The organism is Nonomuraea jiangxiensis, from assembly GCF_900099965.1.
GTDB classification, from domain to species: Bacteria; Actinomycetota; Actinomycetes; order Streptosporangiales; family Streptosporangiaceae; genus Nonomuraea; species Nonomuraea jiangxiensis.
The window spans coordinates 33,061-51,708 of the sequence record NZ_FNDJ01000012.1; the positions used below are offsets into that span (position 1 = coordinate 33,061).

General features: G+C 72.6%; 18 protein-coding genes. 11 read left to right on the plus strand and 7 right to left on the minus strand.

Annotation, left to right across the window (positions count from 1 at the left end; genetic code table 11):
- Positions 1-54: 54 nt before the first annotated feature.
- From BLS95_RS25600 to BLS95_RS58075, 5 genes are all read left to right on the plus strand, one after another.
- Positions 55-498 (plus strand): CBS domain-containing protein, encoded by a 444-nt coding sequence (locus tag BLS95_RS25600; RefSeq protein ID WP_090936168.1) that lies wholly within the window; start codon positions 55-57, stop codon positions 496-498.
- 72 nt (positions 499-570) lie between these two features.
- Positions 571-699, plus strand: a complete 129-nt coding sequence (locus BLS95_RS59115; RefSeq protein ID WP_281250040.1) for a hypothetical protein — start codon at positions 571-573, stop codon at positions 697-699.
- Positions 700-836: 137 nt separating this feature from the next.
- A complete protein-coding gene (locus BLS95_RS25605) occupies positions 837-1,193 on the plus strand; it encodes an STAS domain-containing protein (RefSeq protein ID WP_090936171.1) in 357 nt (118 codons plus the stop codon).
- 93 nt (positions 1,194-1,286) lie between these two features.
- Positions 1,287-1,409 (plus strand): hypothetical protein, encoded by a 123-nt coding sequence (locus BLS95_RS59120; RefSeq protein WP_281250041.1) that lies wholly within the window; start codon positions 1,287-1,289, stop codon positions 1,407-1,409.
- A gap of 22 nt (positions 1,410-1,431) precedes the next feature.
- Positions 1,432-4,341: a SpoIIE family protein phosphatase gene (locus BLS95_RS58075; protein ID WP_245765276.1), complete on the plus strand. Its 2,910-nt coding sequence runs from the start codon at positions 1,432-1,434 to the stop codon at positions 4,339-4,341.
- A 5-nt stretch (positions 4,342-4,346) separates the two neighbouring features.
- Here the strand turns inward: BLS95_RS58075 and BLS95_RS25615 are convergent, their stop codons facing one another.
- The 6 genes from BLS95_RS25615 to BLS95_RS25640 form a co-directional block, all read right to left on the minus strand.
- Positions 4,347-5,054 (minus strand): hypothetical protein, encoded by a 708-nt coding sequence (locus BLS95_RS25615; protein WP_090936174.1) that lies wholly within the window; start codon positions 5,052-5,054, stop codon positions 4,347-4,349.
- 261 nt (positions 5,055-5,315) lie between these two features.
- Positions 5,316-7,931: a CHAT domain-containing protein gene (locus BLS95_RS25620; protein ID WP_090936177.1), complete on the minus strand. Its 2,616-nt coding sequence runs from the start codon at positions 7,929-7,931 to the stop codon at positions 5,316-5,318.
- 16 nt (positions 7,932-7,947) lie between these two features.
- Positions 7,948-8,445, minus strand: a complete 498-nt coding sequence (locus tag BLS95_RS25625; protein ID WP_090936180.1) for a hypothetical protein — start codon at positions 8,443-8,445, stop codon at positions 7,948-7,950.
- Positions 8,445-9,050 (minus strand): RNA polymerase sigma factor, encoded by a 606-nt coding sequence (locus tag BLS95_RS25630; RefSeq protein WP_090936183.1) that lies wholly within the window; start codon positions 9,048-9,050, stop codon positions 8,445-8,447. The genes BLS95_RS25625 and BLS95_RS25630 overlap by 1 nt, the downstream gene beginning before the upstream one ends.
- A complete protein-coding gene (locus BLS95_RS25635) occupies positions 9,050-10,648 on the minus strand; it encodes a S8 family peptidase (protein WP_090936186.1) in 1,599 nt (532 codons plus the stop codon). The genes BLS95_RS25630 and BLS95_RS25635 overlap by 1 nt, the downstream gene beginning before the upstream one ends.
- A gap of 117 nt (positions 10,649-10,765) precedes the next feature.
- Positions 10,766-11,506, minus strand: coding sequence for a phytanoyl-CoA dioxygenase family protein (locus BLS95_RS25640; RefSeq protein ID WP_090936189.1), 741 nt, complete (start codon positions 11,504-11,506; stop codon positions 10,766-10,768).
- Between the two features lie 148 nt (positions 11,507-11,654).
- On the opposite strand from BLS95_RS25640, the gene BLS95_RS25645 reads away from it, so the two are divergent.
- The 5 genes from BLS95_RS25645 to BLS95_RS25665 all read left to right on the plus strand — a co-directional run bounded on the left by BLS95_RS25645 (position 11,655) and on the right by BLS95_RS25665 (position 16,108).
- On the plus strand, positions 11,655-12,749 hold the full coding sequence (locus BLS95_RS25645; protein ID WP_143043864.1) for a hypothetical protein: 1,095 nt from the start codon (positions 11,655-11,657) through the stop codon (positions 12,747-12,749).
- 45 nt (positions 12,750-12,794) lie between these two features.
- Positions 12,795-13,235, plus strand: a complete 441-nt coding sequence (locus tag BLS95_RS25650; RefSeq protein WP_090936195.1) for a MarR family winged helix-turn-helix transcriptional regulator — start codon at positions 12,795-12,797, stop codon at positions 13,233-13,235.
- An 86-nt stretch (positions 13,236-13,321) separates the two neighbouring features.
- Positions 13,322-13,780: a hypothetical protein gene (locus tag BLS95_RS25655; protein WP_090936198.1), complete on the plus strand. Its 459-nt coding sequence runs from the start codon at positions 13,322-13,324 to the stop codon at positions 13,778-13,780.
- A gap of 150 nt (positions 13,781-13,930) precedes the next feature.
- A complete protein-coding gene (locus BLS95_RS25660) occupies positions 13,931-14,905 on the plus strand; it encodes an aldo/keto reductase (RefSeq protein WP_090936201.1) in 975 nt (324 codons plus the stop codon).
- A 186-nt stretch (positions 14,906-15,091) separates the two neighbouring features.
- Entirely contained in the window at positions 15,092-16,108 is a 1,017-nt protein-coding gene (locus tag BLS95_RS25665) for an ABC-2 transporter permease (RefSeq protein ID WP_090936204.1), read from the plus strand.
- 80 nt (positions 16,109-16,188) lie between these two features.
- Here the strand turns inward: BLS95_RS25665 and BLS95_RS25670 are convergent, their stop codons facing one another.
- A complete protein-coding gene (locus BLS95_RS25670) occupies positions 16,189-17,307 on the minus strand; it encodes an epoxide hydrolase family protein (RefSeq protein ID WP_090937085.1) in 1,119 nt (372 codons plus the stop codon).
- 130 nt (positions 17,308-17,437) lie between these two features.
- Here BLS95_RS25670 and BLS95_RS25675 point away from each other — a divergent pair, with 130 nt between their 5' ends.
- Positions 17,438-18,595 (plus strand): FAD-dependent monooxygenase, encoded by a 1,158-nt coding sequence (locus BLS95_RS25675; RefSeq protein WP_090937088.1) that lies wholly within the window; start codon positions 17,438-17,440, stop codon positions 18,593-18,595.
- The last annotated feature ends 53 nt before the right edge of the window (positions 18,596-18,648 follow it).

An 18,648-nucleotide genomic window follows, 5' to 3' on the forward strand; every position in this document is an offset into this window, starting at 1 on the left:
GCCATGACGCCCGCTCCGAGAGGTCGGTCGCTAGGCTTGCCCCGGAGGTCACTGATGCGCGCACGCGATCTCGCCGTCGAGTTCCCGACGGTCACCCTGGACACCCCCGCGCTGGAGGCGGCCAAGCTGCTGGCCGAGCGGGACCTGCCCGGGCTCATCCTGGTCGACGGCGACGGCCGGCCGCTGAGCATCCTGCCCGGCACCCAGGTGTTGCGGCTGGCGGTGCCCACCTACTGCCGGGACGATCCGGCGCTGGCCCGGGTGGTGGACGAGGCGCACGCGGACCAGTTCCTGCGGCGGCTGGGGGGCCGGACGGTGCGCGAGTGCCTGCCCGAGCAGCCCCGCGAGCTGCCGGTGGCCGACATGAAGGCGACCGTGCTGGAGCTCGCGGCGATGATGGCGCGCACCCGCAGCCCGCTGGTGGCCGTGGTCGACGATGGCCGCTTGGCCGGGGCGGTCACCCTGCAGTCGCTCCTGGACCACGCGCTGCCGCTCTGACGGCCGCTGCGGTGGATCTCGCGGGGGCGGCACGACCGTGACTTCCGCACCGATCTGCCCCTGCCCTGGCTGGTGACGACGTTCTTCTCGATCGTGCACAGCGCCGCGCAGGAGCGGGAGGCGGGCCGGCCGGCGCCGGAGGACGTCGAGCCGGTGCTGGTCGAGACGGTGTCGTCCCTCCTCGCCCGCCCGGGGACGTGATCGCGGCCCGGCGGCTCCGCGGGACACGCCTTTCCGGCGGCTTACCGGGCTTGTGAAAGCGGGATATCGCCGAGGACTCCACCGGTCTATCCTTCATTGATGGTCACGTTCCCCTGTCGAGAGCGGTGAGGTCATACATGCCGGCACTGACGCTGGCGCATCAGCGCCTGTCCGGCGTGATGGTGATCTCCGTGAGCGGCGAGCTCGACGCCACCAACCGCGCTCAGCTTGAGACCTACCTCCGCGGGATCCGGCCGGGGCACGGGGCGCGGCTGGTGTTCGATCTGTCGCAGGTGCCGTTCATGGACAGCTCGGGCCTGCACGTGCTGCTGATGTGCACCACCGACTGCCTCAAGAACGGCGGCACCGTGCACCTGGCGGGGGTGCAGCCGTTGCCTGCCCGTCTGTTCGAGATCACGGGCGTCCTGGCCCACGTGCCGGTGCACGACACGCTCGAAGAGGCCATCACCACCGCCACGGAACGCTCCATTTAGGCATCAAAGCGGCACAGAGATCTTCGACCGGCCACAGAACCCGAGCCGACCTCACAGCGTCAAACTAGGCATGCGCCTGATGACCTTCCCACCGTGAGCAGATCCCGTCCCGGCGAGGAGAGGAGCCCGGTGGCCGGGGCGAGCGACTGCGTGACCAAAACGGTGGACGCCGGCCATCTCATCGAACGGATCCAGCACTGGCCGTCCCCGGCCTGACGACCTCGTGAGGAGCGGCGACGTGCACATTCCTTCGGACGACGCGCCTTTCCAGGGCGGCACCCCTCGGAACGGCTCCCCCACCGTCGGGTCCAACACGGCCGAGTCCACCGCGGCCGAGTCCCCCACGGGGGAGTCCCCCATGGGCGAGTCCACCATGGGCGGATTCAGCACGGCCGGGGCCACGGATGGCGGGGGTCCCGGCGCGAGCGGGGGTCCCGGCGAGAATCCCGGTGCGGGCGAGGGGGCGGGTGCCGGCGAGGGTCTGGGTGCTGGCGAGGGTCTGGGTGCGGGCGAGGGTCTGGGTGCCGGCGGGGCGGACCTGGGCAGGCTGGTGGCAACCGTCGAGCGGCTGCGGCGGGAGGTGGTGGAGGCTCGCCGTGCCGCCGACGAGCGTGCCCTGGTCGAGCTGGCCAAGGGCATCCTGGTCGAGCGGCTGGGCTGCGGGCCCGCGCAGGCGGCCGAGCAACTCGCCTCGCTGGCCGCCCGCGCCGGGGTGTCCCGCCTCGAACTGGCCACCGACATCATCAACCAGAGCGCGCACGACGGCATCAGCGCCACCACCACCCAGCAACCACAGTCCCCCGGCCCAGAGGCGAGCCGCCCCCACCTGGGCACGGGCGTGGTCCCCGGCGAGGTGGCACGCCCGCACGCCACCGAAACCGCCCTCGACGCCATCCCTCCGGTGAGCCCGCAGGCCACCGGGAGCACTCTGGATGCCGTCTCCGGGGTGAGCCCGCAGGCCGCTGAGACCACCCTCGCCGCCGTCTCCCCGGTGAGGCTGCGCGCTGCCGAGAGCGCCGCGCTCGACGCCTCCGACACCCAGACCGTGGCCCGCTCCGTGCTGGAGCACGCGGTGGCCCCGCTGGGCGCGACGGCGGTTGCGGTGTGGGCGGCCGGGCCGGGGGGATCGTTGTCCCTGGCCGGATACGCCGGGTTCCCGGACGAGGAGGCCAGGCGGTGGCGGCACGTACCGCCGGGGGCGGTCACGGCCGCGGGCCGCACCCTCACCGAACGCCGGACGATCTGGCACGCCGGCACCGGCCTGCCCTCCATCGGCCGCCAGATCGCGGGCGGCGGCCGGGTCACCGCCCCCATGACCGTCGCCGGGCGGGTGCTCGGCGTGCTGGAGATCTGCTGGCCGCAGGCGCTGCCGTCGGCGATCGCCCGGCCGCCGCGGATCGAGCGGCAGATCGACGCCTTGGCCGAGCTGTGCGCGCACACGCTGGACGCTCCCTTTGAGCCGTTCGAGCCGACCAGGACGACCAGGCAGACGGGGCCTTTTGAGTCGGCCGGGGCGACCAGGCAGCCCAGGGCCACCGAGTCGACCGGGCGAACCAGGCCAACCGGGCCAACCGCGCCGACCACTCCGGCCGCTCCGACCGCGCCGACCGGGCCGACCGCTTCGGCCGCTTCGGCCGGGTCGGCCAGGTCGGCTGAGTCGGCCGGGGCGGAGATCGTGGACTTGGCCGACACGCTGGCCGATCCCGCCCTGGTGTTGCGGGCGCACCTGGACGCCCGGGGCGAGCTGGTCGATTTCCGGATCGAGCACGCCAACAGCCTGCTCAGTGACGGTAACCGGCCCTACCCGCTGGAGGCGGGCCGGCTGCTGTTGGAGGCGTATCCGGCGGCGGCGGGCGGGCTGTTCGCGCGGATCGAGGACGTACTGGCCACCGGCAGGCCGTTCCGGGCCGAGCGGATGCCGCTGGGCCTGAGCGCGACGGGCGTGGCCGACGTCGGCATCACCCGGCACGCCGACAACGTGCTGCTCGTGTGGCGCGACCACGACGAGGACGCGCGGCTGGCCGGGCTGCTGGAGCACGCCCAGCGGCTGGGCCGCATCGGCGGTTTCGAGGAGAACGCCGTGACCGGGAAGATCACCTGGAACGCGCAGCTCTACGCCCTGTACGGCCTGTCGCCAGGCGACCCGCCGATCCCGCTGGAACGACTACGCGACCACGCCCACCGCGACGACGAGATCGCCGTCGGCCGCTTCCTGCGCACGGTGCTGCACCATCGGCGCGTCGCCGCCACGGCGTTCCGGCTGAGGCGCCCCGACGGGGTGGCCCGGCACATGCGGGTGGTGGCCGAGCCGGTGTTCGGGCCCGACGGGCAACTGATGGCGATTCGTGGGGCGTACCAGGACATCTCCTCGCAGCACTGGACAGAGGTCGCGCTGTCCGTCACCCGCGACCAGCTCGCCCACACCGAGCAGCAGTCCGCCGAACGCAATCGCCTCGCCCTGCAGTTGCAGCATGCGATCATGCCGCCCTCGCATGGCACGATGGACTCCTTCGGCCTGCACATCGCCGTGCGCTACCGGCCGGCCCAGAAGGAGCACCTGGTGGGCGGCGACTGGTACGACGCCGTCGCGCTCCCCTCCGACCAGGTGCTGCTGTCGGTGGGCGACGTGGCCGGGCACGGCGTCGAGGCGGCCACCGGCATGGTCATCCTGCGCAACGCGCTGCGCGGCCTGGCCACCACCGGCGCGGGCCCCGCCGAGCTCATGACCTGGCTGAACCTGGTCGCCCACCACCTCGCCGACCGCATGACCGCCACCGCCATCTGCGGCCTGTACGACCCGCCCACCCGGGTCCTGCGCTGGGCCAGGGCCGGCCACCTGCCGCCCATCCTGCTGCGCGAGGCGGAGGGCTCGGAGCTGCCGATGATCAAGGGGCCGCTGCTGGGCGCGTTCACCGACGCCCACTACGAGGAGGGGCGGTTCCAGCTACAGGCCAGGGACACGCTGCTGCTCTACACCGACGGGCTGATCGAACGCCGCGACCACAACCTGCGCCACGCCCAGGACCGCCTGCTGGACATCGCCACCCGCGGCGGGGCCAGCCTCGACCACCGACTCGACGACCTGCTCATCCACTGCAACTCCGACACCGACGACGACACCTGCCTCATCGGCGTCCATCTCCGCTGACCGTGTCACAGGGCGAGGGCGGGAGCCACCCGGGCGGATCCGATCTTGCGGTCGGGCCGGCCGAGCCGGAAGCGTACCTTGCCCCTGAGCACCGTGCCGGACTCGGCCATGCCGGCGATCAGTCCCTCGCCGGGGAACAACGTGAACGTCCAGCGTGCGTTCACCTCGCTGTCGGGCAGCTCGGAGCCGCACTGCAGGAGCCGCGCCCCCCAGAGCTGGCGGATCATCAGCGTCCTGGTGTCGGCGCCGGCGACCGTGAACTCCTCCGCCGGGGCGTTGACGATCTCGTTGTGGCTCCCCAGCGACGGCCCGTAGCGGCCGATGACGGTGGCCACCGGGGTCCAGGGCGCCCCGCCGCGCACGCCGAGGACGCCGGCGGGCAGGCGGTCGTCGAACACGTCGGCGGTCGGCGTGCCGAGCTGGTCCCTCCGGGTGCCGGGGGGCACCGGCCGCCGGGTGTCCAGGTTGTGCGGGTCGGGCACGAGGAGGAGGCCGTAGTCCGTCTCGTCGGCGAAGCGCGCCGAGGCGAAGTGCTCGCGCAGGGCGCGCACCGCGTGCTCGGCACGCGCCCAGAGGTCGTCGCCGAAGGCCTGCTCCAGGTAAACGTGCGAGATCGCGGGGAGCCCCGCGGCCCGCACCGCCGCGGCCACCGACGCGCACCGGGCCCAACCGGACGCGGCCAGCCGCGCGATCTCCTCGTCCTTGAACGACATCCGATCCCCCCGCTCGGTCGCCTTCAACGGACCTTACCGACCGTCACCGACCATAAACGCGCAGATCAGTCACGAGCCGACAGCCCAGGCGCGACCATGAAGCACCGGACGCGAGCCGGCCGATCGGAAGCGAACCGGCCCGATCGGAAGCGAACCGGCGGGATCGGGCATAGGTCGGCCGCCCGGGCGTGGCCGTGCTGCCCGAGCGGGGGCGTGCTGCCCGAGCGGGGGCGTGCTGCCCGAGCGGGGGCGGATCGGTGGTCAGCCTGCGCCGAAGCACACGAACGCGGCGGCGGGTTCGTCCGCCGAGGCCGCCGCCAGGGCGTCGGCCGGGCGCGCGCCCGCGGCGACGTTCCTGTGGTAGGTCATCATGATCCGCCCGGCGGTCTCGTCGGGCACCCGGGTCAGGCTGGAGATGACGGTGGACGTGCCCAGATAGAGCAGCGCCGCGGTGAACCCGAGCAGCTCGTCCCCCGCCCGTACGACCGCCTGGCCCACGTCGCACGCCGACAGGACGACGTGTCCCGGCGCCCGGCCGAGCCGCTGCAGGTCGTAGGCCATGAGCGGGCCGTCTGCCAGGTCGAGGCGGGAGAAAAAGACGTTCTCGCGCTCGTGGTGCCCGTGCGTGGCGAAGTGGGCGAAGGACGCGCCGTCGAGTGCGTCGAGTGTGGCCGACACGGTGGCCAGCCCGCCCCTGAGCTGCTTCGCCTTGGGGTGTACGGCTCCGAGCTGCTCGATCTCCGCCTCCGCGTGCTCAAGGTCGGGCCCGGCGACCAGCACCGCGGACCCCGCGTCCGGCTCGTACGACGAGCGCGCCCGCCGCGCCGACGACCAGGCCAGCGCGGACGGCGCCACCATTAGCGGCCGGCCGCGCAGACCCGGCAGCAGTCCCCAGGGCACCGCCGACAGGCCCCTGGTGGGCACGATCACGATCCCGCGCGCCCCGGCCAGCTCCGCCCGCAGGGGCGTGACCACCGCGTCGGCGATGATCCCGAGCTGCCGCCGGGCGGAGGCCTCGATCACCGCCCGCATCGCCGGCCGCAGGATACGCCCGGCCTGCGCGTTGAGGTCTCCCGCCAGCCGCCGAGCGGCCTCGGCCACCGGCTCGTACGCGCTGAGCTCGTGCAGGCGGCACCGCCCGTTCCCGAGTGTCAGGGCCAGCAGCCGGCCGTCCACGGCGAAGAGGCTGACCATGACGCAGTCGTCGGCCGCCAGCTCCCCCTCGACCTCGCGGGTGGAGGCCAGGGCGAGGCCGGGACCGGCACCGGAGAGCTGCCAGCCCCGCTCCCTGATCACCTGTTCGAGTTCGAGGCAGCGTTTGCGCAGCTCGGGCCGGCGCTGCCCGGCGGCCTCGTCGGCGTGCATGCGCTGGGCGAGCTGGCGCAGCTCGGCCAGGGCCTCGGCGGTCCGCTCGTCCTCGGGGGCGTGCGGCGGGCGGTAGCGGAAGGCCTGCGCGCGGCACCGTTCCGACCAGGTGAAGACGTGCCGCGCCGAGCCGCCGGACAGGGCTGTCGTCAGGCCGCGGGCGGCCAGGTCGGCGCCGAGTGCGGTGACGCCGGTGAGCATGTCGAGACTGCCCAGCGTGCCGCGGTGGGAGTGGATGAGGGCCAGGCCCGCCCGCACCCTGCGCAGGTCGAGGCCGCGCTTCCCGTGCGCGCCCGCCAGTTCGGCCGCCGTGAGGTGGCGCATCAGGCGCACGTCGAGCGGCGCGCCGCGGGCGGCGGGGCTCGCGGCCGCGGCGGCGACCGCCTCGGGCAGGCGGCCGGCGGCGACGAGCGCCCGGATCGCGACCAACCTGGCCATCTCGGCCTCGCCCGGCATGCCCAGCCCCTCGAACCGGCCGGACAGGTCGGCCGCCCGCCGGGCGACGGAGCCGGGCCTGGCCGTCCGCGCGAACTCGCCGCGCAGGCGCATGAGGACCGCCCGCAGCGCCCAGGCGGTGCTGTCGCGGCGCCAGAAGTGCAGCTCCGCGCGCCGGGCCCAGGTCCGCGCCTCGGCGACCCGGCCGGCGTCCAGCGCGCACTGCGCGCGGGCCAACTCGGCCTCGGCGTAGTCCTGCATGAGCCGCTGCTTGCGGAAGCCGTCGATGGCCCGGTCGAGGGTACGGCCGGCCTCGTCGGTCAGCCCCACGGCCAGCAGCGCACGGGCCCGGTCGAGCGCGAGCACCGGCAGGAAGCCGGGGCTGACGTCCCGGTAGAGCGGCTCGACCCGGGCGAACCCGGCCAGCGCCGCAGGCACGTCGCCGAGCAGCAGGTCGCAGTAGCCGTCGTTGTGCAGGGCCTTGGCCGCGAGCACCTCGTGGCCGTGGGCGTGGGCGATCTGCGCGCTCTGGCGGGCGTCGTCCCTGGCCAGGCGGACGCGCCCGGTCATGAGGTGGATGACGGAGCGGTTGAGCAGGACCCTGGCCAGCTCGACGCGGTCATGGTCGACCAGCATCGGGGCGGCCAGGTCCAGCTCCCGCAGCGCCAGCGCGTTCGACCCGGTACGCAGGTGCAGCAGACCGCGCTGGGCGTGCACGATGGCCAGCTCGGCAGGGGGCGCGCAGCGCTGGGCCTGCTCCAGCAGGTCCATGCCGAGCCCGGTACGGCCCTGCTCGGCCTCGGCGTGCGCCAGGCTGGTCAGCAGCCGGGCGAGCAGCCCGTCCTGCCCGGACAAGCCAGACCCGGACACGCCAGACCCGGACGTGACGGACCCGGGCGTGACGGACCCGGGCGTGACGGACCCCGGCGTGGGGGCGCTCCAGCCGAGCAGCGTCAGGCCCTGCCGTAACCTGCGGGCGGCCAGCGCCGGGCGGCCGTTGTCGGTCGCCTCGACGCTGAGCTTGTGCAGGCGCTCCACCCGCTCCCGGAGCGGCGCGACCCGCCCGGTGTCCTGCAATCCCGCCTCGCGGTGGTCAGAGGATGAGTGAGGGCGTCACCGCCAGTATCGTCGCCCGGGCCGGATCATCAAGCCCCTGCCGCACCACGAGTTGCGACAGGCCCCGAGGGACCGCGTCGAGGACGAACCTGCCCTGGTCGTCGGCCCTGACGGTGGTCGCGCCCCCGCTGGTGCGCAGCTCCACCAGGTGGTCGCCGGGCGGGGCCAGCCAGCCGTCCACGCGCACGATGTCCTCGTCACGTTCGCTCACGCTGATCATGATGGTGAGGATGTCGCTGTCGAAGGTGATCGTCCGGCTCTCCTCCCCGCCGCGGACGCCGGCCGGGAGCACCGCCTCCTCGTACGGGCGCAGGATCTCGAAGTCCGGCGATTCGAGGGCCAGGGCGAACTGCAGGCGTTCGACCAGGGTGGCCGGGACAGGATCGACGTGTTCGTAGACGGCGGCGATCTCCTCGACGAGAAGTTGGTCCTCGGGGGTGAAGTGGGGCGACCTGCTCCCATCTTCCGTGTTCATCAGGAGCTCCAATCCGGGTCCTCCGCGAGCAGGCGGCGTAGCTTCGCGAAGCAACGTCCCCGCGTGGGCCCGATGCTGCCCATCGGCATGCCCAGTGCGGCGGCGACGTCGTCGTAGTGCGGACGAGGCACGAAGGCGACGATCCTGAGCAGCTCGCCACACCGTTTGGGCAGCCTCTCGACCGCGTTCCACAGGGCACGGCGCCGTTCGTCGTCCACCAGGAGCTCGTCGGGGGTGAGCACGCCGTCCGGCAGCTCGTCGAACGTGTCGTCGCCCGGGAGGTCGTCCTTGCGGGAGGCGGCACTGACCCGCCACGCCTCGCGGCGGGTCGTGGTGACGAGCCATTCGATCAGCGCGCCGGGCGCGGCGATGGTGTGCAGGTGACGTAGCAGGGTCAGCCAGGTCGTCTGGATCACGTCCTCGGCCGCCTGGGGGTTCAGGCCCTGGTTCCTGGCGGTGTGCCAGAGCACGGGGGTGAGCTCGGCGACGATCGTGTCCAGGGCGTCCCGCTTGCCGTGGCGCGCCTCGACGAGCAGGGCGGCGAGCCGGTCGCGGCGCTGGCCGCGACCGGTGGGCGCGTTGTCCACCACGGGGTCGCCGGTCATCAGATGGGGACGACTTCCGGGCGGACGAGCTTGTCGTTGATCATCATGTCGACCACCGACCTGGCCCGCTCGACGGGATCGACGCCCACCTGGCCGATGGTCCTGGTCAGCTCGGCGGCGATGCAGCCGGCGACGATCGGCGCGGCGAACGACGTGCCGCTCCAGGCGCAGAACGGCCCCACGGCGTCCACGTCCAGCGAGGCGCGTTCGCCGGTGGTGAGCGCCGCGTTCTGGGCGCCCTGGAACTGGGGCGGGAAGGTGCTGACCACCATCGCGCCGGGAGCGCGCCACCGCACGGCGGGATGTTCGTTGCTGAAGATCGCGATCGTGCCGTCGGGGTTCTTGGCGGCGACGCCGATCATGGGGGCCAGCGGCGGGCCGGACACGGCGGTCTCGGACAGGGCGGCCAGGTAGAAGGGCCTGGTGGTGGCGTAGTTGCCGGCGGCGTTGACCACGATGACGCCGCGCGCCCGCAACTGGTTGACCTTGTCGAACAGCGCCTGCATGGCCGCGTCGCCCGCTTCCGAGAAGCCGCCGAAGGCGCAGCACAGCACGTCCACCGGCTCCCCGTGGTCCAGGCGCCACAGCAGGCGGTCGAGGGCGGCGTGCAGGGCCTCGCCGGGCACGATGCCGTCGCTGTGCATGACCTTGTACATGAGGACCCGGGCGTCGGGCGCGATCTGGGCGACGAGACCGGCCAGCATGAGGCCGTGCCCGGCGTGCGTGTTCAGCATGCCGAGCAGCGGGTTGGCCGGCAGGCCCAGGTCCTCGTAGCCGACGAGCCGGGCGATGTCGCGGTCGGCGTAGGCCGGGTGGGTGTCCTCGATCTGCCGCTGCCCGTCGGGATCGACGGACAGGAACGCGTCGTGGTCCGTCACCGGCCGGAACCAGGGGTGGTGCTTGGCCACGCCGGTGTCCAGCGTCACCACCGTGATCCTGGGCCCGCCGAGGTCTTCCAGCGGCCTGCGGGGCGGCGGCCCCGCCACCACGGTCACGGGCATGCGGCCGTATTCCGGCCTGGACCTCGTACCCGGCTGGTCGGTCATGGCGTGCCCGCTGGTGGCGGGCTCGCCGCCGAGGTCGAGGGAGCCGATCCCGCTGGTGGCCGACCCCACGAACAGGTGGTCCAGCGAGATCATGGCCAGCTCCGCCCGGCCCGCCCGGTCGTCCGGCTCCCTGCTGAGCGCCCTGCGCAGGGCCCGCAGGGCCCGCCAAGCGTCCACGTCGACGTCCTGGCGGCTGCCGTCGATCTCCAGCACGGCCGGCATCCACACGTTCTCGGAGCCGTAGTCCCTGCCGCGGGCGCGCTCGACGCTCACCGGCGACAGCCGCAGTCCCAGCTCGGACAGCGCGCCGTCGATCCAGCCGACCGATTCGTCGGAGATCAGCGCCTGACCGGGGACCAGCAGTACGTTCGAGCGGTAGACCGTGGAATCCGGCCGGCGCTCGCCCTGGTCCAGTGGCCCGGACCAGGGATCGAGGATCCTGGCGCCGTGCCGGTCCAGGATCTCGCGGGGAAGGGTGATGCCCTGCCAGGTCAGCCCGAACTCTTCGGTGCCGCCCCGGGTCTGTGGTTCGGGGATGTACTCGATGGTCATTGCGCCGTCTCCGTTCGTCCCTCTGCGGCCTACGAGGGCGGGCAACCGGCCGAGATACCCGAAGTTGGTAACGGAAACATCACGACCATCTGGACCTTGCGCTGCCGATCTCTGCGGTCAGTCCAGGGCGGTCGGGTCCACGCCGCGCAGCATCATCCCCTGCCCCCTGGACCGGTGCACGTTGTCGGCCGGCCGGTCCTCGGGGTCGCGGAACTGGATGAGCAGGGTCGTCCGCGCCTCGTCCGCCCGGTTGACGCCGGACCCGTGCACGGTGAGGTAGGTCATGAACAGCACGTCCCCCGCCTCGGCCGCCACGGGGACGGCCGACTCCAGCGGCCACCGCGATGTCGGCAGGTGCCAGCCGCCCTCCTCGACGTGCGGCAGCGGCCCCTGCCGGTGGCTGCCCGGCACAATCCGTACGCAGCCCTTCTCCTCGGGCGCGTCGTCGAAGTGGAAGATGGCCGCGCCCACGGTGTGCCTGGTGTGCGGGAAGTGCGCGGCGTCCTGGTGCATGGGGAAGGGGGAGCCCTTCTCGGCCGGCTTCACGAAGATCTTGGTGTGGTGCAGCTGGACGTTCTCCGTCCCCATCAGGGCCGCGGCCACGTCGGTGAAGCGCGGATCGAGCATGAGCCGGGCGAACGCGGCCGAGTAGAACTGCGCGTCGTGGCAGTGCCGCAGCTCGGTCGCGCCGCCGCCCAGCTCGCGCGCGCTCCCCCAGGTCGGGTCGACCGGACGCAACCGCGCCAGCACCTCATGGCACTCCCGCCGGTACGCCAGCGCCTCCTCGCGGCTCAGCAGTCCTTTGACCAGCAGGTAGCCGTTGTCCTGGTAGAACCGCACCATCGACGGGTCGATCATCCCGCCCTCCTTCGCCTCGCCGCGACATGCCCCATGGCCGTTCTACCCGCCGATCGGTTCATCAGAATTCGAAGCGTTCTTCGCCGGGGCCGAGCGGTTGCTAGCGTTCCGCCCTGAACATGGCGTATGTGACGAGGGAAGACACCAGATGACGCAGTGGTCGGGGGGACCGAACGAGCATCACCGGTACGGCGGCCCGCCCGGTCCGCCGCCGGCCCCCTACCCCGGGCCTCCCCCGCCACCGCACCGGCGGCGCGGGCGGGGCCGAGTGGGGGTGATCGCGGCGGTGGTGGTGTTCGTCGTGCTGCTCGCGGCCGGCGCGGCAGGTCTGCTGGTGTGGCAGCGGTTCGGCGGGGGCGGCGGACCGGCGGCCGCGGCGGTCGACACCTCCAGCCTCGACGTGCTGAAGAAGAGCCCGCTCACCACGGCGGACCTGAGCAAGGTCGATCCCGGGGCGCTGTTCTACGCGAGCTTCAGGAAGGCGGTCACGCAGCCGGTGCTGCACATCACCGAGGAGTCCTACAGCGAGGCCGAGGACTTCGAGGAGGGCAAGCCCGGCTACGTCTGGGAGAGCGGGTTCGACTACCGCACCAAGAAGTGGCGGATGGCGTGGGGCTCGGCCCGGCCGGACGATCCGCTCTCGTACTGCCGCGACGGCAAGGAGCGCATCTACAGCTTCTACTCCAAGGACTGGCGGGACCCCGAACCCGGCTGGGACGACCTCTGCCTGGCCAAGCGCGCCTACCGCTACATCACCGACGGCATACTGACGGGCGGGTTGACCGGCGCGCAGGCGGACGCCTGGATCAAGGAGCTCCGGGAGGAGTATCAGGGCTTCGTCCACCCCGGCGCCCCGCGGCTCGCCGAGGTCAAGGGCAGGCAGTACGTCCGGATGGTGGTGGACTACAAGCCGGTGCCGCGCTCCGGCCTCTACGTCGGCGCGCAGGTTCTCATGTGGTCGTTCAAGACCTCGGGCGTGGACCCGGACACGCACCCCTACAGCTACAACGGCGCGATGGGCACCGGCTACCACGTGGTCACCTACCTGGACCCGGCCACCCTGCTGCCCGCCTACTCCGAGGTCGAGCAGACTCCGGTGCTGGACGAGAACGGGAAGCCGCGCACGGACAGCGGCTACTCCAAGTTGCGTGTCGAATACCACCAGCCCGGCAGGCTGCCCGAGCTGAAGGAGACGAGGAAGCCGGCCCGGCCGAAGCTCACCTGGCCGCGCGACAAGGGGTGACCCGCCGACGAACGGCCGCGCCCGGCGGTGCGGGAGACTGGGGAGATGACCGACGACCGTCCCGGCCCGCCCGTGACCAGCGCCTCCATCATCCTGCTCACACTGGCGCGCAGGATCGAGACCGAACTCGGCGCCGCGCTGGCGCCGCTCGATCTCACGGTCAGCAAGCTCGGGCTGCTCGGTCACATCGCGAGCGTGCCCGGGGTGTCGTTCAGCGATCTGGCCCGGATGTCGGGCACTACGGTCCAGAGCGTGCACACGGCGGTGAAGGCGCTGGTCGCCGCCGGGCTGGTGCGTGACAGCACCGCCCGGGCCGGCTCCGCGTCCCGCATCGAGACCACGCCCGCGGGCGCGCGCCTGCTCGACGCGGCGAAAGACGTGCTGTCGGAGGTGGACGAGCGGCTGTTCGGCCCGGAGGCGGATCCGATCCCGCGGCGCATCGCCGCCGCCGCCCGAGCCGCCTTCGAGGACGAGACCACCCGCTGAGAGCCCGTCTCCCCCTCCCTTCAGGCAGACTGAAGCTTGTCTGCTAGGCTTCAGGCTGCCTGAAGGTATGGATGACGGGAGGACCGATGGAAAAGGCGTTGTTGTCGGTGCATGTGCTGGCCGCGATCGTGTTCGTCGGAGGGTCGGCCGTGGCGACGAGCCTGTTCCCTCGCTACGCGCCCGTCGCGGCCCCGGCCGGAACCGCCGCCGGTGACAGCGGCGAGCGCGACCGGGCCGTGGCCGTCCTGCTGCACCGCGTCAGCCGGGGCTACGGCATCGCCGGGCTCGTCGTGCCGGCGGCCGGGATCGTGCTGGGCGTCGTTCAGGGCCGGATGGGCGAGCTCTGGCTCAACGTCTCCATGGTTCTGACCATCGTCGCGGGCGGCCTGCTGGCCCTGCTGATCTGCCCGCGCCAGCGGGAGGCGCTGGCCACGCCCGGCAGCGCCGAGCGGCTGCGCTCGCTGAGCATGCTCGCCGGAATCTACAACCTGCTCTGGGCGATCGTCGTCGTCCTGATGATCGCCCGCCCGGAGGCCGGGACCTGACCCCGGAGGCCGGGACCCCGGAGGCCGAGCCCACGGCCCCGGCCTGCGCAGCGGCGCCTCCGCCCTGGCACGCGCGCCTCCGTCTGTGGCGGGCGGCGGGAAGCTGCTTTACTGGGGTCCGGTCAATTTAATTCCGTGGGAAGGTATTTCTTGAACTACGAACGCCAGCCATACAGAAGATGTGGCCGCAGCGGTCTGCTCCTGCCCGCCGTGTCGCTCGGCCTGTGGCACAACTTCGGCGGCGGCAAGCCGCTCGACAGCCAGCGGGACATCTTCCACAAGGCGCTCGACCTCGGCATCACCCACTTCGACATCGCCGACCGGTACGGCCCGCCCCTGGGCGCCGCCGAGTCCGCCTTCGGCCGGCTGCTGCCCCGGTCGTTGCGCGACGAGGTCGTGGTGACCACCAAGGGCAGCAATCCCATGTGGGACGGCCCGTACGGCAAGGGCAACTCGCGCAAGCACCTGCTGGCCACCCTCGACCGTTCGCTGGCCCGGCTCGGCCTGGACTACGTGGACATCTACTACCTGCACCGCGAGGACCCGGAGACGCCCCTGGAGGAGCAGGTCGCCACCCTGGACCACATGGTCCGCGCCGGCAAGGTGCTCTACGTCGGCGTGTCCAACTTCTCCCCCGAGCGCACCGCGGAGGCCGCCCGCCTGCTGCGCGAGCTCGGCACCCCGCTGCTGGTCCACCAGCCCTCCTACTCGCTGCTCAACCGCCGCATCGAGCAGTCCCTGCTGGGCGTGCTGGAGCAGGAGGGCGTGGGCTGCGTCGTCTACTCCCCGCTGGCGCAGGGCCTGCTCACCGACCGCTACCTGGACGGCATCCCCGCCGACTCTCGCGCCGCTGAGGGCCGCTTCCTCACCGCGGACCGGGTCACGCCGCAGGTGCTGGACTTCGTACGGGCGCTCTCGCGGGTGGCCGAGGCGCGCGGCCAGTCGGTGGCCCAGCTCGCCCTGGCCTGGGCGCTGCGGGACTCCCGGATCACCTCGGTTCTCGTCGGCGCCTCCAGCCCTGAGCAGCTGGAGGCCAACGTGGCCGCCGTCGACCGCCTGGACTTCACCGACGACGAGCTGGCGGCCATCGACCGGGCCGCCAAGGAGTCGGGCGTCGAGGTCTGAGGACTCGGCCCGTGGCACGAGCCCCGCGTCACGGGCACCCCGCCAGTGGCGCTGGTCCCGTGTGCTGAAGCACACCGCCCGTGGCGCGCGTCCCGCGTCACGGGCGTCCCTTGAATGGCTTCGCAAGCCGTCACGGCCCGGATGTCAGCGGCCGGGGCCCGGCGTCGGCCTGCCTAGCGTGGGCACATGCGTGAATGGTGGGCGGCCTTCCGGCGGTCGCCGTACTTCCCCGCGACCGTCCTGGTGCTGATCCTGGCGGCGGGGGCGGGGGCGTTCGCCGGGTCGTACACGTACGCCATGGCCGCCCCGGCCCCGCACCACATCCCCGTGGCGGTGGTCGGCGCCAGCCACGAGACCGCGCAGGGCAAGGCGTTCACCCTCGGGCTGGAGCGGGCCATGGCCGCCTCGCTCGACCTGAGGTATCTGGCGACCCGCGCCGATGCCATGCGGGCCATCGAGCGGCAGCAGGTCTACGCCGCCGTGTTCGTACGGGGGCAGACGATCGAGATGGACGTGTCGAGCGCCTCGGGCGCGTCGGTGGCCCAGTTGCTCACCGAGCAGGCCCCGAAGGTCGCCGCGCGGGCGGGCAGGCCGCTCACGATCCGGGACGTCAAGCCGCTCCAGCATGCGGACCCGCGCGGCCTGGCGCTGTTCTACATCACGGTCGCCGCCGTGGTCATCGGGTACACCGGGGCCGCGCAGCTCAGCCGTAACGCCGCCGGGTTGGAAGCCGGTGAGCGCATCGCGTTCACCGTGGCGTACGCGGCGCTGGGCGCGTTCGCCATCGTCGCGATCGTGGACTGGATCCTCGGCGCGCTGCGGCTGCCGGTGCTGGAGTCGTGGTTCATCCTGACGCTGACCATGTTCACCTCGGGGATGGTGTTCACGATGTTCAACACCTTCATGGGGCGCTGGTCGCTGGTGCCCACGTGGGCGCTGATGGTGCTGCTCGGCAACCCGTCCTCGGGCGGGGCCGTGGCCTGGCCGCTGCTGCCCTCGCCGCTGAGCTTCATCGGGCGCTGGCTGCCGCCGGGAGCCTCGGTCAACGCCCAGCACACCGCCGTCTACTTCCCCGGGCACCAGTCTGCGACGCCGTTCCTGGTGCTGGGCGCGTGGGCGCTGACGTCGTGCGCCGTGTTCTGGGCCTGGCGCCATCGGCACCCCGGCGGCCGTCCGGAGGAGACTGCGAGCGGGCCGGGCTGATCGCGTACGTGACGGTCACGGCTCGACTTGGAGTACAACGGCCGCACCGGCACACCGGCGCCGGCGCGCGGGGCGCCCGCTCAGCTCAGGCCGGTGAAGAACGCGCGGACGTCGGTGACGAACGTCTCCGGCACCTCCAGGGCGGCGAACGTGCCGCCGCGCTCGTGCTCCACCCAGCCGACGATGTTGTTGTCGCGTTCGGCGAAGCGGCGGATCGGCCGCAGGATGTCCTTGGGGAAGACCGAGATCGACGTGGGCACGGTGGCGGGCTTGAGCTCCCACTCGACGCTGGTGTCCTGGTCGGTGTCGGGGGTCTCGACGAACGAGCGGGCGGCCGAGCCGGCGGTGTTGGTCAGCCAGTAGAGCATGACCGTGGTGAGCAGCCGGTCGGTGTCGATCTCCGCGTCGCTCCACTCGTGGTAGACGCCGGCGAACCAGGCCAGCAGCGCCACCGGGGAGTCGGCCATGCCGTAGGCGAAGGTCTGCGGCCGGGTCGACTGGATGAGCTTGTAGCCGTACTGCTCGGTCATATACCGCTCGCGGAAGGCCAGGCGCTCCCGCTCGGCCTCGCTCAGGTCGTCGAGCTCGCCGGGGGCGCCGATGGGGAAGCAGATGATGCCGTTGCCGTGCATGCCCGCCACCCGTTCGGGGGCCAGCACGCCGACCTCGCGTGAGATCCAGGTGCCCCAGTCGCCGCCCTGCACGCCGAAGCGGGCGTAGCCGAGCCGGGTCATGAGCTCCAGCCAGGCGCGGGCGACGCGGGTGGAGCCCCAGCCGGTCTCGTGGGTGGGGCCGGACAGGCCGAAGCCGGGCAGGGACGGGATGACCAGGTGGAAGTCGCGGCTGAGCGGCTCGATCACGTCTAGGTATTCCGCCGGCGAGCTGGGCCAGCCGTGGGTGATCAGCAGCGGCAGGGCGTCGGGGCGGGCGGAGCGGACGTGCAGGAAGTGCACCCGCTGCCCGTCGATCTCGGTGAGGAACTGGTCGTGCCGGTTGAGAGCGGCCTGCGCGGCGGGCCAGTCGTATTCGGTGCGCCAGTGCTCGACCAGGTGCTTGAGGTGGGCCAGCGGAACGCCGTATCGCCAGCCGAGGCCGGGCACCTCGTCCGGCCAGCGCACCCGGTCGAGCCGCGCGTGCAGGTCGTCCAGGTCGGTCTGGGCGATCTCCAGGTGGAAGGGCCGGATGTCAAGAGAAGTCATGATCTCTCCCTGATAGGCGACACCGTACAACGTACCGTACAGCATACGGCACGCGCGCCATGCGGAGAATGAGCATATGCTCATAGCAGATGAGCACATGCTCATACTTAGTCCGTGAAGGGGAATGATCATGGTGAAGAGAGCCGTCATCGTCGGGGCGGGCATCGCCGGACTGGCCGCCGCGCTGCGACTGCACCGGATCGGCTGGGAGCCGGTGCTGGTCGAGCGGGCCCCGGCCCGCAGGACCGGCGGATACGTGGTCGCGTTCTTCGGCCGCGGCTACGACGCCGCCGAGCGCATGGGCGTCCTGCCCGCGCTGCGCGAGCGCCACTCCGGCCCCGTCGGCATGACCTACCTGAAACCCGACGGCCGCCACCGCTACACCGTCCCGAGCCGCACCGTAAGCGCCCTGCTCGGCGAGCGCGGCCTGACGCTGATGCGCGGCGACATCGAGGCGGCGCTGTACGAGCAGGTGGACGGCAGGGTGCCGATCAGGTTCGGCACCACGCTCACCGCCGTGCGGCAGCACCCCGGCGGCGTACACATCGAGCTCGACGACGGCGCCACCATCGACGCCGACTTACTGGTGGGCGCCGACGGGCTGCACTCGAAGGTACGCGAGCTCGTCTTCGGCCCCGAAGAGGGCTTCCGCCGCGACCTCGGCCACATGATCGCCGCCACCACGCTGGACCACCAGCCGCCCGGTGCCCCCGAACACGCCTTCACCACCGTCTCCCGGATCGGGCACCTGTTCACGATCGCGAACCTCGGCCCCGGCCGCACGGCGGCCTTCTTCACCTGGGGCACCCCCGACCCGGCCGCCGAGCTGGCCAAGGACCCCCGCCAGGCGCTGGCGGAGGTCTTCCACGACATCCCGTGGACCGCCGCCGGCCTGATCGCGAGCCTGCCCGCCGGTGGCCTCTACTACGACTCCGTCAGCCAGATCGTCAGCGACCGCTGGAGCGAGGGGCGGGTGGTGCTGCTCGGCGACGCCGCCTGGTGCGTCACGCTGTTCGCCGGCTACGGCTCCTCGCTGGCCGTCGCCGGCGCCGAGTCGCTGGGCACGTTCCTGGAGAGCCGGCCGGACGACGTCCCCGCGGCCCTGCGCGCCTGGGAGGCCGACCTGCGCCCGGAGGCGGAGAAACGCCAGGCCCTGGGCCGCCGCAACAGCGGCACCCACTCCCCGGCCAGCCGCCTGGACCTGCTCAAGCGGGACCTGCCGCTGCGCCTGGCCGCCCTGCCGCCGGTCACCCGCTTGCTGGGCAGGCGGCTGCGGATCCACGGCTGACGAGACGGACCGGGGGCTCTAGCCACGAGATAACGCCGGCGTAACCGGAACCG

What these genes read in the sequence shown, in the direction of transcription:
- BLS95_RS25640 (WP_090936189.1), bottom strand. Translation starts at nt 11,506, where the DNA reads ATGATCGACCCGTCGATGGTGCGGTTCTACCAGGACAACGGCTACCTG.
- BLS95_RS25635 (WP_090936186.1), bottom strand. Translation starts at nt 10,648, where the DNA reads ATGACCATCGAGTACATCCCCGAACCACAGACCCGGGGCGGCACCGAA.
- BLS95_RS25655 (WP_090936198.1), top strand. Translation starts at nt 13,322, where the DNA reads ATGGAAAAGGCGTTGTTGTCGGTGCATGTGCTGGCCGCGATCGTGTTC.
- BLS95_RS25600 (WP_090936168.1), top strand. Translation starts at nt 55, where the DNA reads ATGCGCGCACGCGATCTCGCCGTCGAGTTCCCGACGGTCACCCTGGAC.
- BLS95_RS25650 (WP_090936195.1), top strand. Translation starts at nt 12,795, where the DNA reads ATGACCGACGACCGTCCCGGCCCGCCCGTGACCAGCGCCTCCATCATC.
- BLS95_RS25605 (WP_090936171.1), top strand. Translation starts at nt 837, where the DNA reads ATGCCGGCACTGACGCTGGCGCATCAGCGCCTGTCCGGCGTGATGGTG.
- BLS95_RS25625 (WP_090936180.1), bottom strand. Translation starts at nt 8,445, where the DNA reads ATGAACACGGAAGATGGGAGCAGGTCGCCCCACTTCACCCCCGAGGAC.
- BLS95_RS25665 (WP_090936204.1), top strand. Translation starts at nt 15,092, where the DNA reads ATGCGTGAATGGTGGGCGGCCTTCCGGCGGTCGCCGTACTTCCCCGCG.
- BLS95_RS25615 (WP_090936174.1), bottom strand. Translation starts at nt 5,054, where the DNA reads ATGTCGTTCAAGGACGAGGAGATCGCGCGGCTGGCCGCGTCCGGTTGG.
- BLS95_RS25670 (WP_090937085.1), bottom strand. Translation starts at nt 17,307, where the DNA reads ATGACTTCTCTTGACATCCGGCCCTTCCACCTGGAGATCGCCCAGACC.
- BLS95_RS25675 (WP_090937088.1), top strand. Translation starts at nt 17,438, where the DNA reads ATGGTGAAGAGAGCCGTCATCGTCGGGGCGGGCATCGCCGGACTGGCC.
- BLS95_RS25645 (WP_143043864.1), top strand. Translation starts at nt 11,655, where the DNA reads ATGACGCAGTGGTCGGGGGGACCGAACGAGCATCACCGGTACGGCGGC.
- BLS95_RS25630 (WP_090936183.1), bottom strand. Translation starts at nt 9,050, where the DNA reads ATGACCGGCGACCCCGTGGTGGACAACGCGCCCACCGGTCGCGGCCAG.